The following is a 16,246-nucleotide window of genomic DNA, read 5'->3' as shown; positions in this document are numbered from 1 at the left end:
TTGGTTTGGTAGCGCCCTTTACCGGTCGAAAAATATTTGATATTCAAAAGCATTTAACCTAGTATGTCAGGAAAACTTTATCTGCCGGACAATGAATACCAGAAGGAGTTCGAAGCCGAAATAACGAAAAGCAGAGAAACAACTGAGGTAGATTACGACGGTTATATCTGCTTTAGTGAAACACTTTTCTACAAGGAAGGAGGTGGTCAGCCCTCCGATACAGGAACTATCAGCTGGGGAGAAAAAGAATCGAAAGTTGTAGATGTACAGAGAGATCACGGCGAAATAAGACACTACATCCAAGGGGAACTACCAGAAGCTGAAACCGAGATAAAAGGCGAGATTGATTGGGAGAGACGTTATAAACATATGAGGATGCATACCGCCCAACACGTTGTATCATGGGTAGTGCTCAACCGCTACAATGCATCTACAGCCGGGAACCAGATACACAAGGATTATTCTCGGATAGACTTTGAACCGGCAGATTTCGATGAAAGCGATGTGGAGAAGATTGAAAGATCGGTTAACACACTGATTGAAAGAGAGCTTGAAGTCGAGAAAAAATACATGTCCCGAGAACGGGTGGAAGAAGCAGTGGAAGAAGGAAGAACCAATCTTGATATAATCCCTGAACATGTTGATCCGCTCAGAGTTGTGATAATAGGAGAAAACGATCTTTGTCCTTGTGGTGGAACACATGTGGATAGTATAGACGAGATAGGCAGAGTCAACATTACCAACAGGATTTCTAAGGGAGCAAGTGTAGAAAGGCTTGAGTTCGTACTTGAAGAGTGAAACGCTTTTAGTCTCCCAATAAATACATATGTCACATTGATTAGATGTATAATAACGCTTGTGTAGTGGTCAATATAAGTAAGGGCTTCGTTATCACAGCTTATCCTACTGAAAGTGCCGAGGTCTAGGTTGGTGCTACTCCATCTTCGTTTTCGTCTAATGGAAGGCTGATACCATCTTTTTCACCAAAATACATTATTGTGTATCCTACTACTTCTCCTGTTTCCTTGTCTTTACTCACAAGAATTCCGTCATTTCTATGAACGGTGTCTTTGGAATCACATTCCTTCAGTCTGATAGAAAGTACATCCGCCTCATCGTCATAAGAGACTTTCATAGTCACGGCTTAAGCCTCCAAGTATAAAATTTGAATGTCTGGGCTCAGAGTCAGTTACTAGTTTAGGTTCTTTGTTATTGGAATTACATGATTTGCATCTACTTCATTATTGTCACTTCTCGTAATATTCTCCTTTTTCTCTCTGTTCCTGGTCCTTCTGGCTTCCAGGTTTGTTAGCCCGAGGTCTCCCCGTATCAGGGTCTTTCCTGAAGGTTAGATCGACCTCCTTCAGAAACAGGTCTATTGCTTCCCCGATCTCTGTCGGTTCTGTAGAACTTCCTCTTATTCCGGGTTCTCCTGTGAAAATTATGCCTCTATCGGCGATATAGTCGAGCATCAGTAGGTCGTGATCAATCACCATCAGAGGTTTCTCGGTTTTCCGTGCAAACCGTTTCAGTGTTCTGCCCAGCTCTACACGGGCCTCTACATCAAGATACGCGGATGGTTCATCAAGGAGGTATATATCTGAGTTCTTGGAAAGACAGATTGCTATTCCAACTCGCTGTAGTTCTCCGCCGGAGAGATCTTGCAGATTGTTTTCATACAATTTTTTGAGTCCTAAAGGCTCTGCAATCCGGTTCTCAAACCTCTTGTTTTCAACATTTGTGTGTTTGGAGAGTGCCTCTTGAACTGTCTCATCCTGCGCTTCAAGGTACTGTGGTTTGTAGGAGATTGAGATATCTGGTGAATCCCCTGACTCTGGTTCTATTGCTCCTGCTAGCATCCTTGCAAATACTGTTTTACCTAGGCCGTTCTCGCCGAAGACAGCGAGGATTTCCTCTTCATGCAGTTCTCCAGCCTCTGTTTCAAGTTCGAATTCTCCCTCCCCAAAATCTTTAGAAAAATTTGGGAACTCCAGGACTGTTTCATGCTGTTCAACCTGTGATCGCTTCGTCCTGTCGAACTCGATTGATTCCTTTCTGAACCTAACGTTCTGTGATGGAAGATAGCCGTCAAGGTAGTTGTTGATTCCTTCTTTTGTCGACAGTGTATCCGATACCATTCCGTAGCCTCCTGGCTCTCCGTAGAATATGTGGATACCAGATGCGATCAAATCCAGCGTTGCCAGGTCGTGTTCAACTGTCATCACAGACTTGTCCTCTGCAAGTCTCACGATTTCTCTTCCAGCGTTCAGTCTCTGTTTAACGTCGAGGAAGGATGAGGGCTCGTCGAACATGTAGATATCTTTTTCTTTTAGTAGGGTAGATGCGATCGCTATTCTCTGTAGTTCTCCTCCTGATAGGTTCTCAACATCTCGGTCCAGTAGCTGATTGATATCCAGTTTTTTCGTTATTTCTTCTATCTCTTCTTTTTTCCCTGCCGAGCTCTGCAGAAGATTTCTGACCTCTCCTGAGTAGACATCCGGTAACTTCTCTACTTGCTGCGGTTTGTACGCTGAGGATGTTTCGTCTTCTGCCAGCGCATCGAAATGGTTCTGTAGCCCTGTCCCTCTGTATTCCTTCAGTATCCCTTTCCATTTCGGCGGGTTTTCCCACTCTCCTAGATTTGGTTTTATATCGTCGGCCAGTATCTTGAGGGATATAGATTTACCTATTCCGTTTTCCCCGATCAAACCTATTGACCTGCCTTTTTCGGGTACAGGTAAGCCGTAAAGCCGGAAACTATTTTCAAAGAACTGGTGGACTTTATCTCCTTTCTCAAAGGGAAGCTGTATCATTGTGATTGCGTTGTCGTATGGGTACTTGTTGATAGCCATCTTGTGAGCTTCCATCACATCCTCATTATCAATATGAAGCTCTTCGTTCTCATTTAGGTAGAAACCGCCTTCTTTTCCTGCCCGGTTCAGCGGGTCAAAGTTTATGACTGTCTCACGGGCCAGATCAGGTTCTATTTTCTCCTGATTAATCGCTACAATGAATTTTTTCGAGTTTTTCTCTGTTGGCATGTTAGAGACTTGTACTGTAGATTCTTATAAGAAAACTGGAAAACATGAGAGGTTGAATGTTACTCGAAGGATAGCCGGTAATGTGTTTCGGTTATTCCCTCTATTATCTCTTCGAACTCGTCTTCGGAGAGGTTGATCTTTCCCGTGTATTCGTCGCTGACAACGATTTTTTTCTCCTGTCCGTTCGGCGTGAATACTGTGTTAACTGATTCCACTTCTGCCGGACTTAGCAGTCCTTTGATCGTTTCCAGGTCCTCGTTGCTTTTCTCTACTACTCTGATTGATTTGCCTACTTCATCTGCTACTTTCTTGACGATTTCTCCGCTCCGACCAACCACTTTAGCCCCGTCACCTTTCCCTGTCGCTATTACAACTACGTTTTCTGCCTCGAATGTTTTAATGATCTCTGAATCCTTCAGGGATGCGTGTTCCTTATTGAGGTTGTGTAGAATCCTTGAAACGTTTATATCGGTTTCAGTGATTTTGCCGTTTTCAAACTTGTCTTCACACATGCTGCAGAGCTCATCCTCACTCTTTAAGCATACGTTACATATTGGAGCCTTCATAGTAAAACTGATGCGACTAACAATTAAATAGTTGGACAAGCTATCTCTCAATCTTTTTGATAAGTGAGAAAAGATCGTAAATCAATACTAAACAGAGAACCACTAAACCGTAGAATATGAAATACTCGTTGAGATAGGAGCCAAGAAAGATTAGAGCAGCTAATCCTATCCAGTAACTTTCACCGATATCCAGAGAAAAGTTTTTCCTGAATCTCTTATGCATCTTTAGCCTGTATACTTTAACAGATCCCAGTAAACCGAGTGTTATCACTGCAAGCCATCCAGGCACTATTCTAGAAATACCTGTGCTACCTATTATTAGGAATACGGAAACTGTCTCAATCAAATCTTGGAAAGCTTTTGATTTTCTTCCCGCTGAGGTCTCCAGTATTCTTCTGTCAAGTAATTCCCAGCTGCCGAGAAATGCCAAAATCGATAGTCCTGCCACTAGACCGCTGTAAGACGAATCGAGATATAGAGCTAGCGTAGGTGTAAAAGCAAGTATAACCGTTAATACCTGATGTATCAAGGTTTTTGGATTCACAATCAGTTATTACTTGAGAATCCTTAAACCGTTTATCGTTTCAAGTGATAAAAGGTAAATTTAAGACCTCCGCATAGGGGGGAGGGGAGTGTACGGTGTTTGACAGGCTTTTTGCCCATCAAACCCGGACGCGGAGGCCTTAAGGGGTAAAGGGGAAAGTATGAAGTGATATGGTGATTGAGACTTCACGTTTTACCGCTGAAGCCTCTGGTTGTTTTTTATTCAATTACTTCGATTCCCAGATCATTGACATCTCCTGAGACTTCTGTCTCTGTTTCTTCCTCCACTTCACCAAGGACATAAGGTGATTCGACTCCCGTAATAATCGAGATGACTTGGAGTTTGCCTTGGAGCTCTTCCTTTACTCGTGCGCCCCAGATTACCTGTGCATGGCTGTCTAGGTGGTGTTTAACTTTCTGTCCTACGTCATTGATCTCGTTCAGGGTGAGGTCTGATCCTCCTGCTACGTGAAGTAATGCTCCGTTTGCTCCTTCGAACTCTACGTCGAGTAGCGGGTTGCTGAGGGCTTCGTGGATTGCTTCCTCTCCTTTGTTCTTTGTATCTGATTCCCCGTATCCTACTACTGCTACTCCTCCCTGGTTCATGATTGCCTGTACATCTGCGTAGTCCAGGTTGACCAGGGAAGGCTTGGAGATTGTCTCTGTTACTCCTTTAATCATTGTTGTGATCAGTTCGTCTGCTACTCCGAATGCCTGGTCTAGAGGCATGTCGCCTGCTATATCTAGTAGTTTGTCGTTTTCAATTACGATTGCGGTATCTACATGTTGTCTCAGTCTGTATAGGCCATCTTCTGCTTTACTCATTCTTGCGCCCTCGATCTCGAAAGGCATTGTCACTGTTCCTATTACTATGCAGTCTTCTTTCTTTGCGATTTCTGCAAGAACCGGTGTTGCTCCTGTTCCTGTTCCTCCCCCCATTCCTGCTGTGAGGAAGACCATGTCTGCGTCTTTGAAGATTGATCGTAGTTCGGCACGGTTCTCTTCAGCTGATCTTGCACCTTTCTCGGGTTTTCCTCCTGCTCCAAGGCCTTTTGTCAGATCTTTTCCTACGAGGATTTTCCGATTGGCTGAAGCCATTTCTAGGTGCTGTTTATCGGTGTTGATTGCCACTGTATCGGCACCTTGTACATCCTTCTTCTGGATACGGGTTACCTGGTTATTTCCTGCTCCGCCGACTCCTACAACTACAATTCTAGCATCTTTTACATCATCAAGATTTTCGACGTCTTTTCCGGACTCGTTGTTATCTATTAGGGATTCCATGTTAGCATCACATTTACGGCTATACCTAACCTTTTTAAAGCGGTATAGTTAATTCTACCTTAGAAGATCAACAAATTCAAGCCCAACTTGAATACTTAATTCATGTTTGGATTCAAAGCCCAACTTGAATCCGAATAGACTCGTGCCCAAACGAGTTAGATCGTATCTGTCACATTTGAACCGTCCGCCCAAGGACAGATTACCAAAGCTTAACTAAACATTCAATTAGGTCATTTATAAAACTTTGCCACGATAACCGAATTGACGATGTTCATCGTTTTTGAACAGCTTTTGTTCTGAACTGTTCACGTAAAGTTCATTGACCGGAAAGACGCTGTCATCAAACAGTTACTAAATATTATGGATCCATCATTGTATCATGGTTGAGCCTGAAGATGTAGAGGAAATTGCGGACAATGCCAGAATCAATTTGGAGGAAGGAGAGGCTGAGAAATTTGCAGAAGAGTTTGAAAATATTATTTCGATTTTTCAAAAACTAGAGAAAATAGACACTGAAGACGTTGAACCTGCTTTCCATCCGGTGGAAACAGATCCGAAAACTCGTGAAGATGAAGTCGAAGAAACATTGGATAAAGACGAGGTACTCCAGAATACAGAGAATGAGGAAGACGGATACTTCAAAGGACCAAGTGCATAAACTGATTTACCATGCCTGAAAAACATAAACCGAGAACAGCTTCTTACTTAATACTTGAGAAGGGCAATGAAGTTCTTCTGATGAAGAGAAAGAATACCGGTTTCAAAGATGGGAATTACAGTCTTATTGCGGGTCATGTTGATGAAGGTGAGAACTTTAGGGAAGCAATGATCAGGGAAGCTGAAGAGGAAGTAGATATAGGAATCAAGAAAGAAAATCTTGAAACAGTCTCGATTATGCACCGCAGATCAGAAGGAAATGTCTATGTTGATATATTTTTCAAAGCAGGAAATTGGGAAGGAGAACCGACGAATAAGGAACCTGAAAAATGCGAGGAACTTCGATGGGTGAGAAAGAATGATCTTCCAGAAAATACTATAGGATACGTTAAGAGGGCCATCAATGAAATGGACGATGGACTTGAATATCAAGAAATTGGCTGGGATTAGTCGAGGTGATACAGATTTCAGATATCGGAGACAGTAAAAAGCTCCTTTGCCCGGACTGTGACGGAGAAATGAGCTTTCAAGGTTATAGGGCATTATTTCCAAAATGTACTGAATGCGGACAAATATTTCACATTGACAAGTGCAGTATAGAGCCTGAGGATTAAATATAAATAACTTAGAGATGGAAAATATTTGTGAGCACTGAAGAAGGTTATAACCTAGATAAATTTCCAATTTCAGAACTCCCTGAAAGCTATGATACCCAAGAGATAAACCATACAGATCCTCTTAATGTATATGTTTCTCCAGACAGTTCAAAAGTTTATTTTGAGTCAGAAAGTCTTGAAGCATTAATAGGATTTGAATTTGAGGATGTAGCGAATCTTTTAGATGAAAAATATGGCACACAGTTAAGAGATGAAGAATCTGAATCCTTCGAATATGGAAACGGCTGGGCGATGATAGAATTTGGATGAATTTTTAAGATTCTCCGTATAGGTAAGAAATATGGATCTTAGACAGATCATTGAGGGAGATAAGGAAATCGATGAGGATAAGTTCCTTGAAGACCTGAAGGAAGCTGATTCTAAGCTAAACTTCATGAGGAAGATTGAGAAAGAGAACTCTGAAACCGGCCGCGAGCTCTCTGGGGTACCTTTTATCGTTAAAGATGCCATCTGTACAGAGAATATTACAACCTCAGCTGGCTCAAAAATAATCGAAAACTATGAACCTGTCTTCGATGCGACAGTTGTTGAGAGGCTGAAAAATGCAGGAGCAGTATTTTATGGTAAAACTAATCAAGATGAGTTCGGGTTTGGAACCTTTTCAACTAATTGTGCATTCGGAACTCCAAGAAATCCTCACGACAAGGAAAGAGTGGTTGGAGGTTCCTCAGGTGGAGCAGCAGCAGTTGTTGCAGCGATAGACCAACCTGTAATCTCAATTGGAGAATCCACAGGAGGTTCAATAACTAATCCTGCGGCCTACAATGGTGTAGTTGGTATCACACCCACTTACGGCCGGGTTTCAAGATACGGTCTCGTAGATTATGCCAACTCTCTAGACAAGATAGGGATTCTATCCAACTCAGTTTATGGATGTGCAAAGGGACTAGAGGTAATTTCAGGGGAAGACGAAAACGATCACACCACCTCTGACAGAAAGGTGGAGAATTATTCCGATCTTGAAGAAAAGGATGAACTAAAAATCGGAATCCCGAAACAGTACCTTGAACTTGATGGATTGGAGGAAGGAGTAAGAGAAAACTTTGAGGATTCAGTTAGGAAACTGGAAGAGCTTGGAGCAGAAGTAGAAGAAGTCGATATGCCATTGCTTTCGGCAGATACTGCGGTTCCGGCTTATTATGTTTTGGCGATGGCGGAGACATCAACTAACCTGGCAAGGTTCGCCGGAATGAGATATGGGATGGAGAAAAATCCGGAAAAGTTCGATGATTTCAATGATTACTTCTCACAGATCCGGTCAGAGGGATTCGGAGAGGAAGCCAAGAGAAGAGTACTGCTCGGAACTTATACTAGGAAAGCTGGGTACAGGGATGCTTACTATATCAAGGCAGCCGAGGTCAGGCGGAAGATAATCAACCAGTTCAAAGATGCGTTCAAGAAATATGATGTCCTGATCTCGCCTTCAATGCCGAACATTGCACCGAGAATAGAGGACGCCGAATCAATGCTTCCGGAAGAGGTCTATGCAATGGATACATTGACCATTGGACCAAACCTCGCCGGCATGCCCATGATCTCAGTTCCAAACGGTGAAAGCAATGATATGCCAACCGGGTTGCACATAGTGGGCAACCACTTTGAGGAGGAAAAAGTACTTGATACAGCCTATACATACACAGAAGGTGAGGAAGAATGACCGATCAGGAAGCAGATGTGATGATCGGCCTTGAGACCCATGTTCAACTTGATACTAATACCAAGCTTTTCTGTGGATGTCCGAACGAAGAAGCTAAGAAACCGAATGAAAACGTCTGTCCGGTCTGCCTGGGACATCCCGGATCAAAGCCACGTTTTAACGAAAACGTTTTGAAACTGGCGACAAAGACCGTTCTGGCTCTCCAATGCGATATAAATAATGATGTGTTCTTCTCAAGGAAAACATACTTCTATCCCGACATGTCCAAAAACTACCAGATCACACAGTACGAGATACCGGTCGGGGAGAAGGGAGAGCTTAAGATTGAAGTTGAAGACAAGGAAAGAGAAATCGGTATAAAACGCCTCCATGTAGAGGAGGATCCGGCTAAGATGAAACACGTTGGAGGATCCATATCTGATTCAAACTATACTAAAGTAGATTATAACCGTGCTGGTACACCGCTGCTGGAGATTGTTACAGAACCGGACTTCCGTTCACCTCAAGAAGCTCGTGAATACCTTCAGCAATTAGCCAAAATTCTGCAGTATCTTGAAATTTATTATCCGGAATCAAACTTTGCAATCAAGACCGATGCAAACATATCTATCGAAGGAGGAGAAAAGGTTGAGGTAAAGAACATAACAGGAACCAGTGAGGTGGAAAAAGCCCTTAGCTATGAGATATCACGACAGAAACAGATGGAGCGGAGAGGAAGAGAAATCTCGCAGCATACCAGAAACTACAATGCAGATATCTCAGCTACGGAGAAGATGAGGGAAAAAGAGACGGAAGAGGACTACGGATATATCTTCGATCCGGATCTTACCCGCCAGGAACTGGATGAACGGTTCCAGCAGGAAATCAGATCGAGCATTCCCGAGTTACCTCATGAAAAGTATGAACGTTTCCAGAAACAGTATGGAATCTCAGATAAAATGATCGAATCACTGATTGCCGAACAGCAAATGGCCGACGACTTTGAACAAATTACAGAAGACTATGATCCCGAACTTGTCGGTTCCTGGATGACAGGAAAACTAAGAAAGACTTTGAATTATAATGAGCTGACATATAAAGAAGCCGAAGTTGAACTTGACTGGATAGAGTATATAATCGAGCTTCTAGAAGAAGACAGAATCTCAGATAGGAATGCGGAGAAAGTTATACGCAAGATTATAGAGAATCCTCAGGACCCGAAGGAAATTGTTGAAAACCAGGATCTGCTGAAAGCAGAGGAGGACGAGGTCGACCAGCTAGTAGCTCAGATAGTCGGGGATAATCAGGAGGCTGTCGAGGACTACAGGAGTGGAGATGAAGAGGCAGTTAATTTCCTTGTCGGCCAGGTTATGCAAGAATCGGAAGGAAAAGCCGATCCAAAAACTGCTCGGGAAAAGATAATTCAGAAGATAAAATGAGTCTAGAAAGAATCAAGGAGCTACAGCAGAAGCTTGAGATAGAGGATGTCGGCCAGAAAAGATACCTCATGTACAGGATATTCGAGGAAGTTCTGGAGGAGATCCATGAGGAGGTTCCGGAGCCTGAGAACAGAGTGAAAAAGCTCCAAGAAGGCAAAGGCTATCTCTACAAACTGGCGCAGGACTTTCTTACGGAGTCGTCAACTATGAAGAAAAGAGAGAAACTGGATAAAATGATTGACTATTTAGAGTAAAAATTCTCTATGTCATTTCTTTCACTACATATTTAATTCAGAGTTTGAAACTTATTTCCAGTTCTTCTTCGTTTCTGATCAGTCTCATCAAATTGTCACTGTCATTTACTGGTTGAATGAGGTTCCATTCTTTGCCATCAAGTTTCAGGCTTTCATCTTCTTTAAGCGATTCTGCTATATCCATAAGAAAGTCTGCAAGTGATCCATTGTCAAGCTTGAAACTTTTATCTAGTTTTAGTTCTGACATTTTTCTCACTCAGATAGAAAAGGAAATGAGGTGTCTTATGCAAACATCTCGTCAGGGTGATAATTCTTGTTTGCGAGGAAGTCTTTCTCTGTTCCCATATTACCTTCCCTCAGGTCTGTGATTGCTTCCTGGAAATCTTTCATTCCGACTGTTGCTTTTGAGGCTATTTTGTATCTTTCCAGCGAATTGATTGCTGCCTGTTTTACTATCTGCTGGATGTTTCTACCTGTGAAATCTTCGTCGAGTTCTTGAGCTACCAGGTCTAGATTGATATCTTCGTCAAGATCCAGCTTTCTGGTGTGTACCTGAAGGATTTCTTTCTTAGCTTCCTGTGTGGGTACTGGTACCTCTACTGCGCTTGTTCTGTTCAAAAGCGCTGGGTCCATGATGTCCGGTTTGTTTGTAGCAAATACCGAGATGACGTTTGAATCCTCTTTGGTATCAAGGCCGTCAAGCTCTGAAAGTAGTTGGCTCATTGTTCTTTCAACCTCTTCTCCGCCATGTCTTCTGTCGTCCAGTCTTTTCTTTGCGATGGCGTCTATCTCATCAATAAAGATGATTGCCGGTCTGTCAGATGCCCTGGCCTGCTCGTATAGCCTTTTGACTTTCTTAGCTCCTTCTCCAATGAATTTTTCAACCATCTGAGGTCCGTTGATCATGAACATGTCTGCGTCATATTCGTTGCTTAAGGCTTTGACGAGATGTGTTTTACCTGTTCCCGGTCTTCCAATAAGGAGAATGCTTTTGTCAAGATCCATTCCCCATTCCCGTATTTTCTGCTGTTTTTCAGGGTTTAGCTGCGCCCCAACATTGGATTTCAATGATTTGATTATATGATCTAGGCCTCCCACATCCTGGAATGTAATATCTGTTTTTACGGAGTTGAATTCGGCGTCTTTGCCTTTCTCTACAATATCTGTTACCTTGAAACTGTTGGGGTCGAGTGCTACTTCTGTTCCGGGTGTAAAATCTTTTGGTGAATGTCCGTCTGGAACCTCTACTCCATATCTTCCTTTCATATTTCCACTGGCTTCTACCCAGACTCTTTCTCCGTCAAACTCTGATACTACGACACCTCTAAGAACCGGGGTTTTCAGTTTTGTACCGTGTTCCTTCGAATTTTGTTGTCCTCGGTGCTGGAAATACTGTGGGAACTGAATTTTCTGTTTTTTATCTGATTTTTTCGACTTCTGTTTCTTGTTATTCTTTTTCTCTTCCATTTTTGAGTTATCCTGTTCTTCAACCATTTTATTCACCCTTTTGATCGCCTTCCGAAGGCGTTTGATGAAGAAATCTCTTAGCTGCTTCACCGTCTGCATTTACACAACTACCCATGCTTTGTTCATCTTTATAAAATAAATAGCTATCGCCGCATCTATTCTAGAGTGTTCTTCTTGAACGTTATCAGATAGAAACAAGACATGAGACGAGCCCGTAGGGATTTGAACCCTAGACCTCTCGGTCCGAAGCCGAACGCTCTGTCCAAGCTGAGCTACGGGCCCTTAAATCTTGAAAAAGAGCTTATTCTTAAATAATAATGATTTAGCTGATTTTCGGATTACAATTCCATGATAAACAGTTTTGCGTCAACAAAAGTTTGCTGTAAAATTTTTGGAGTTTTAAGGGTCAGTGAATTTGTGGAATGTCGTCCTACAGAACTGTCAAATAATAAATGAGGATAAAAACGAGATTAGAAGAAGCCAATCAAGGAGTTCAGTAGCTCCTGAACTGGCTCTGGCATTTTTTCAACTGCTTGGCTGGGGATTCCTTTCTCCTCAGGTGGTCCTCCGTCTTCGTTATTCGCCTCTGAAGGAGTCTCTGAAGGCGGCTGTTCGGAATCCTCAGGTTGTGATTCTTCTGCCTGCCCAGATCTCTGACTTTCTCTATTCCCTTGATTTTCTCTATCTTCCCCGGGTCCGTTGTTTTCCTTCGTCGTGTTTTCTTCATCTGAAGTCTGGTTGTCTTCTTGCCGAGTCTCATTATTTTCTTCCCGTGTTTGATTGTTTTCTTCTGTATCTTCCCTGGTCTCATTACCGTTGTTTGTCTGATTATTATCTTCGGTTTCGCTTCCAGTCCCTGTAGAGAGCACAACTACCTGTTCGCTTGTGATTCCAAACTCGCTGTCTTTGACTGTCGCTGTCAGCGGGTAATCGCCTTTCTCTCCATAGTAAACACTGAAATCAAGTGATGCATTTACCGTGACGTTTCCACTTGTATCCGGGCTGACGGCGAAGTGAGCTGTGTCTCTAACTGAATCATTATCGTCTCCTTGGATCATCTCGGCGGAGCTAGTAATTGATGTGTCTTCTGCAGATGCTTGATTGATTGAAACATTTCTGGCTAGGTTATCTGGGAATCTTATTTGAAGTTCGTCAGTGTTGCCATCTGCACTGATACCTGATGCCGTGAATGAGACTTTCTGATTACTGTTGGTACTATCAAATTCAGGTTCTGGAGAGTAGTCTCCGTTCCCTATTGAGACTGCTGTCGCCGTTGAGATGGTTAAAAGGGTTGTAAAGAGTAATAGTGTAATGCGATTGAACTTTGTTTCCATAATCACTAGAAGCTCGTTCGATGCTTTAAAATCCTTTCCTAGATTAATGTTTGATTCTCCACCTAATAAATCGAACAAAAATCTTTTCTTAGATGGATAATCTAATCTTCATCTTTGAACTCATCATCAATCACTGCTTCTATTTGGTATGTTTTCTTACACTGCGGATATCCTTCACATCCCCAGAAGAATCCATATCTCCCTTCGCTTATTTTCATGGGCATACCGCATTCTGGACAGGCAACGTTCTTTGGTTCTCTTTGCTTGTGTTCTCTGCATACTGGTTGCTTTTGCCGGTTCTTCTTTGTTGCGTTCTCCCCGCAGAAAACACATTTCGCCATTTTGGTGTCCTTAGCCATAATCTAGGTTGCAGATCAAGGCTTAAAACTGGTATGCGGGAGCAATTGAAACTTAATGTTTAGCTCCCAAAAGTTTACTTTATGAGTGATAGGAGGGACTCTCTGAGGGATTATCAGGTTTATTCTGTATTGGGCCAGGTCAATAAGGATCTAATGATGGATGTTCGAGGATCTATTTACGAAACATTTGAGGTTGCGCCTGAACATGCTCAAAAGACTGCAAAAAAGCTTGATGACAGTTATGAAGGAGCGTTTTCAGATCCTTGGAATACTGACTATAATCTGGAGTATGACCATGTATCCGCTTCTTTTGAGAAAGAATACAGCGATCCCAATGAACTTTCCGGAACAACAACTGTAGCATTAGATCCATCACACAAAAAAGTCTTGAACCCATTCAGGGCCGACGATATCAAAGTAGAGATATCTGGTGTTATGGATATCAAGCCAAAAAACTTTCTAGAGCTACTGAAAGAATAAATATTCGGAACGAGTATCCAGCACGATTTACAGCCGGGTCTTTATCTCACATTTCTTTTTCCTGGTGAGCCATTAATTTTTGCTGGTCAAAAAAGATCTCAGTGGATTTATTCCTCGGACTTCTTTTGTTTCACGTATTCGGAAGCGTTCAGAGCTGCATCACATCCCTGTCCGGCGGAGACAACTAGTTGTTGTGCTCCCATATTGTTGACGTCTCCAGCTGCATAGAGACCGTCGACTTTTGTTTTCATCTCTCTGTTGACTTTGATCTTTCCTGATTCATCTGTTTCTACGAGATCTGTTACATCTGAGTTTGGAGCTGTACCAATTTCAACGAATGCTCCTGGGACTTCTAGTTCTTTCTTTTCACCGTTCTGTCTGTATTCTACTGATTGAAGGAGTTGATCTCCTTGAAACTCTGATACAGTTGCTTCTCTGATTACCTCCACGTTTTCATCGTTCTCTACCTTGTTAATGGTGATTTCCTCGCCTTTGAGAACACCTGATCTTGAGAGGAGATAAACTTTATCTGCGACATCAGAAAGATAATCTGCTGCTTCCGTTCCTGCGTATCCTCCTCCAATAACAGCTACTTCTTCACCTTGGTATAAAGGGCCGTCACAAACTGCGCAGTAGGCAACTCCCTTGTTCCTGTATTCTTCCTCGCCAGGAACATTAAGTCTTCTTCTTGATCCGCCTGTAGCGATGATTACTGCGTGGCTCTGGAACTCCTCACCGGACTCTGTCTCAACCGTGAATATTTTATCTCTCTTTCTTACATCAACTGCTTTTTCACCGGTGTGCTCGTCTACATCATATTCTCTCATGTGTTCGGTAAATTCTTCGGCTAGCTTCGGGCCTGAGATAGACTTTGTTCCAAGCCAGTTCTCCACTACATCAGTATTGTTTATCTGTCCACCGTACTCATCAGTAATCACGAGAACATCCATCCCCGCTCTCACCGCATATATTGCAGCGGACTGTGCTGCAGAAGCCCCGCCAATAGCAATCAAATCTCTAATCTTGTCAGTCATCCTATGATTCCTTAGCCCACTCCTAAATTGAAAAATGGTTCGATTCACTGACCTCCATTCCATTTTTAATATTGCAAGTGACTACTCACAATAAACATGCACCCAACTGTTTGTTAGTAAGATTTGTTGCATGTCAGCCTAAAGTAGAGAGCTAGCGGTAGGGAATACTACAGAGAGTTTTTAACGATCGGCAAACTACGGTTTGCGGTGTTAGTCCAGTGGCCTAAGACCCCACCTTGCCAAGTAATCTCACATGAGTGAGTTGCGCAACCTGGTGGAGACCGGGGTTCAAATCCCCGACACCGCAATTAATAATTCTCCGATAGATGATGTATCTGAGATATTCTATCAAATCACTTCTCTTATTATGTTTAGAAGCAAATCATTTTCCTCTTCTGTTCTTATCCCTATCCTAACTTTGATAAATGGAAGACCTTTGTAGTCTTTTCCTTTAGTAAGATTAATTCCTTCCTCAATAAGTTTTTCTTGAATTTCTACCGGTAATTTAACAACCATATTTGTCGATTCGGAATCAGAATGTTTTATCGATAATTGACTTAGTTCCGACTTTATCTTCTCCCTTTCAGAAGAGACGTGTTCTCGGGATTTTAGGATATGTTCTCTGTCTTCTAATGCTGCCTTTGCTGCTTTTTGTGCTACATAATCGATTTCGAATGGAGATGTCAAAGACTTCAATTTCTGTATATTTTCTTCAGCCGAAATTATGTAGCCTATCCTCATTCCCGGCAGGCCAAAATACTTGGAGAATGATTTGATTACAAAGCTGTTTTTCTTGATCAGGCTTGGAATATCATATGTGCCGCCAGAAAGAGCCATATCTAGAATAACTGGTTTCTCTTTCTCTGAAACAAGTTTCTCTAACTCAGCCTGAGAGAATCTCAGACCTGTTGGGTTCGAGGGATTGTCCAAAATTATTGCATCTGAGTCTTGACCTGATTTGTGAAATCTCTCAATATTTCTTGACTCAAATACAGGAAATTCTACCGGCTTTTTCCTGCAATTCATTCTTTTGATATAAAACTCATATCTAGGAAATGAAGGTTTCGGATAAGCTATCCTAGCCTGATTATTGAATAATGCGGTAGAAATAAGTTGAAGGCATGTATCTGAACCCGCTGAAACAAGGATATTATCGGGTCTGACGCACTCAAATTCGGCTATTTTCTGTATTAATCTCTCGTCGACCGGTTGATACTCTATAATTTTAGACCTTTCGATATTCCTTATTGCATCAAGTACCTTTTGAGAGCATCCGAGAGGGTTTTCGTTTAGAGAAAAATCAGCCTGGAATTCTTTTCGTTCATCAGGTGCGTGACCTTCTATACTTTCGTGACATACTTGTCTATAAGAACATCTGCCTCCAAAAACATCCACCTTTAGTTGAAAGTTGAGATAGAAAGTTCATCATGCGACCAAAAGCGTCCACCTTCATTGATCATACTAGTTCTTAGCTT

19 protein-coding genes and 2 tRNA genes are annotated in these 16,246 nt (G+C 42.3%); 9 read left to right on the top strand and 12 right to left on the bottom strand.

Translation table 11 applies throughout. From position 1 onward, the window contains the following. Positions 1-63: 63 nt before the first annotated feature. Positions 64-798 carry an alanyl-tRNA editing protein gene (locus BRC29_04035; GenBank protein PSG99267.1) on the top strand — a complete coding sequence of 245 codons (735 nt, stop codon included), beginning with the start codon at positions 64-66 and terminating at the stop codon, positions 796-798. Between the two features lie 124 nt (positions 799-922). Here BRC29_04035 and BRC29_04030 read toward each other — a convergent pair whose 3' ends face one another. From BRC29_04030 to ftsZ, 5 genes are all read right to left on the bottom strand, one after another. After that, the gene (locus tag BRC29_04030; protein ID PSG99266.1) at positions 923-1,135 is read right to left on the bottom strand and encodes a hypothetical protein; all 213 of its coding nucleotides are present in this window, start codon (positions 1,133-1,135) and stop codon (positions 923-925) included. A 112-nt stretch (positions 1,136-1,247) separates the two neighbouring features. Next, a complete protein-coding gene (locus BRC29_04025; GenBank protein ID PSG99265.1) occupies positions 1,248-3,041 on the bottom strand; it encodes a ribosome biogenesis/translation initiation ATPase RLI in 1,794 nt (597 codons plus the stop codon). Positions 3,042-3,100: 59 nt separating this feature from the next. After that, positions 3,101-3,607, bottom strand: a complete 507-nt coding sequence (locus tag BRC29_04020; GenBank protein PSG99264.1) for a hypothetical protein — start codon at positions 3,605-3,607, stop codon at positions 3,101-3,103. A gap of 40 nt (positions 3,608-3,647) precedes the next feature. After that, on the bottom strand, positions 3,648-4,055 hold the full coding sequence (locus BRC29_04015; protein PSG99263.1) for a hypothetical protein: 408 nt from the start codon (positions 4,053-4,055) through the stop codon (positions 3,648-3,650). 314 nt (positions 4,056-4,369) lie between these two features. Then, a complete protein-coding gene (gene ftsZ, locus BRC29_04010) occupies positions 4,370-5,434 on the bottom strand; it encodes a cell division protein FtsZ (GenBank protein ID PSG99262.1) in 1,065 nt (354 codons plus the stop codon). Positions 5,435-5,813: 379 nt separating this feature from the next. Between ftsZ and BRC29_04005 the strand changes: the two genes are divergently transcribed. The 6 genes from BRC29_04005 (at position 5,814) to BRC29_03980 (ending at position 10,097) form a co-directional block, all read left to right on the top strand. Next, a complete protein-coding gene (locus BRC29_04005) occupies positions 5,814-6,092 on the top strand; it encodes an Asp-tRNA(Asn)/Glu-tRNA(Gln) amidotransferase GatCAB subunit C (protein PSG99261.1) in 279 nt (92 codons plus the stop codon). Positions 6,093-6,103: 11 nt separating this feature from the next. Then, entirely contained in the window at positions 6,104-6,541 is a 438-nt protein-coding gene (locus BRC29_04000; GenBank protein PSG99260.1) for an NUDIX hydrolase, read from the top strand. A gap of 194 nt (positions 6,542-6,735) precedes the next feature. Next, positions 6,736-7,017, top strand: a complete 282-nt coding sequence (locus tag BRC29_03995; protein PSG99259.1) for a hypothetical protein — start codon at positions 6,736-6,738, stop codon at positions 7,015-7,017. 31 nt (positions 7,018-7,048) lie between these two features. Beyond that, on the top strand, positions 7,049-8,425 hold the full coding sequence (locus BRC29_03990) for an Asp-tRNA(Asn)/Glu-tRNA(Gln) amidotransferase subunit GatA (GenBank protein ID PSG99258.1): 1,377 nt from the start codon (positions 7,049-7,051) through the stop codon (positions 8,423-8,425). Continuing rightward, positions 8,422-9,843, top strand: coding sequence for an Asp-tRNA(Asn)/Glu-tRNA(Gln) amidotransferase GatCAB subunit B (locus BRC29_03985; GenBank protein PSG99257.1), 1,422 nt, complete (start codon positions 8,422-8,424; stop codon positions 9,841-9,843). The genes BRC29_03990 and BRC29_03985 overlap by 4 nt, the downstream gene beginning before the upstream one ends. After that, on the top strand, positions 9,840-10,097 hold the full coding sequence (locus tag BRC29_03980) for a hypothetical protein (GenBank protein PSG99256.1): 258 nt from the start codon (positions 9,840-9,842) through the stop codon (positions 10,095-10,097). Before BRC29_03985 ends, BRC29_03980 begins: the two co-directional genes overlap by 4 nt. A 37-nt stretch (positions 10,098-10,134) precedes the next feature. Here the strand turns inward: BRC29_03980 and BRC29_03975 are convergent, their stop codons facing one another. From BRC29_03975 to BRC29_03955, 5 genes are all read right to left on the bottom strand, one after another. After that, the gene (locus BRC29_03975) at positions 10,135-10,344 is read right to left on the bottom strand and encodes a hypothetical protein (GenBank protein ID PSG99255.1); all 210 of its coding nucleotides are present in this window, start codon (positions 10,342-10,344) and stop codon (positions 10,135-10,137) included. Between the two features lie 35 nt (positions 10,345-10,379). Then, a complete protein-coding gene (locus BRC29_03970) occupies positions 10,380-11,663 on the bottom strand; it encodes a hypothetical protein (GenBank protein ID PSG99254.1) in 1,284 nt (427 codons plus the stop codon). Between the two features lie 108 nt (positions 11,664-11,771). Further along, positions 11,772-11,846: transfer RNA gene (locus BRC29_03965), tRNA-Arg, on the bottom strand. A 188-nt stretch (positions 11,847-12,034) separates the two neighbouring features. Next, positions 12,035-12,976 (bottom strand): hypothetical protein, encoded by a 942-nt coding sequence (locus BRC29_03960; GenBank protein ID PSG99253.1) that lies wholly within the window; start codon positions 12,974-12,976, stop codon positions 12,035-12,037. Positions 12,977-12,999: 23 nt separating this feature from the next. Further along, the gene (locus BRC29_03955) at positions 13,000-13,257 is read right to left on the bottom strand and encodes a hypothetical protein (GenBank protein PSG99252.1); all 258 of its coding nucleotides are present in this window, start codon (positions 13,255-13,257) and stop codon (positions 13,000-13,002) included. Between the two features lie 81 nt (positions 13,258-13,338). Between BRC29_03955 and BRC29_03950 the strand changes: the two genes are divergently transcribed. After that, the gene (locus tag BRC29_03950; protein PSG99251.1) at positions 13,339-13,737 is read left to right on the top strand and encodes a hypothetical protein; all 399 of its coding nucleotides are present in this window, start codon (positions 13,339-13,341) and stop codon (positions 13,735-13,737) included. Between the two features lie 107 nt (positions 13,738-13,844). Here BRC29_03950 and BRC29_03945 read toward each other — a convergent pair whose 3' ends face one another. After that, positions 13,845-14,834 carry a thioredoxin-disulfide reductase gene (locus BRC29_03945; protein PSG99250.1) on the bottom strand — a complete coding sequence of 330 codons (990 nt, stop codon included), beginning with the start codon at positions 14,832-14,834 and terminating at the stop codon, positions 13,845-13,847. 141 nt (positions 14,835-14,975) lie between these two features. On the opposite strand from BRC29_03945, the gene BRC29_03940 reads away from it, so the two are divergent. Next, positions 14,976-15,078: transfer RNA gene (locus tag BRC29_03940), tRNA-Gly, on the top strand. 41 nt (positions 15,079-15,119) lie between these two features. Here BRC29_03940 and BRC29_03935 read toward each other — a convergent pair. Further along, the gene (locus tag BRC29_03935; protein PSG99249.1) at positions 15,120-16,166 is read right to left on the bottom strand and encodes a hypothetical protein; all 1,047 of its coding nucleotides are present in this window, start codon (positions 16,164-16,166) and stop codon (positions 15,120-15,122) included. Positions 16,167-16,246 lie beyond the last annotated feature (80 nt).

It is taken from the genome of Nanohaloarchaea archaeon SW_7_43_1 (assembly GCA_003009795.1).
Taxonomy (GTDB): domain Archaea; phylum Nanohalarchaeota; class Nanosalinia; order Nanosalinales; family Nanosalinaceae; genus SW-4-43-9.
This window is presented reverse-complemented; position numbering and strand designations above follow the sequence as displayed.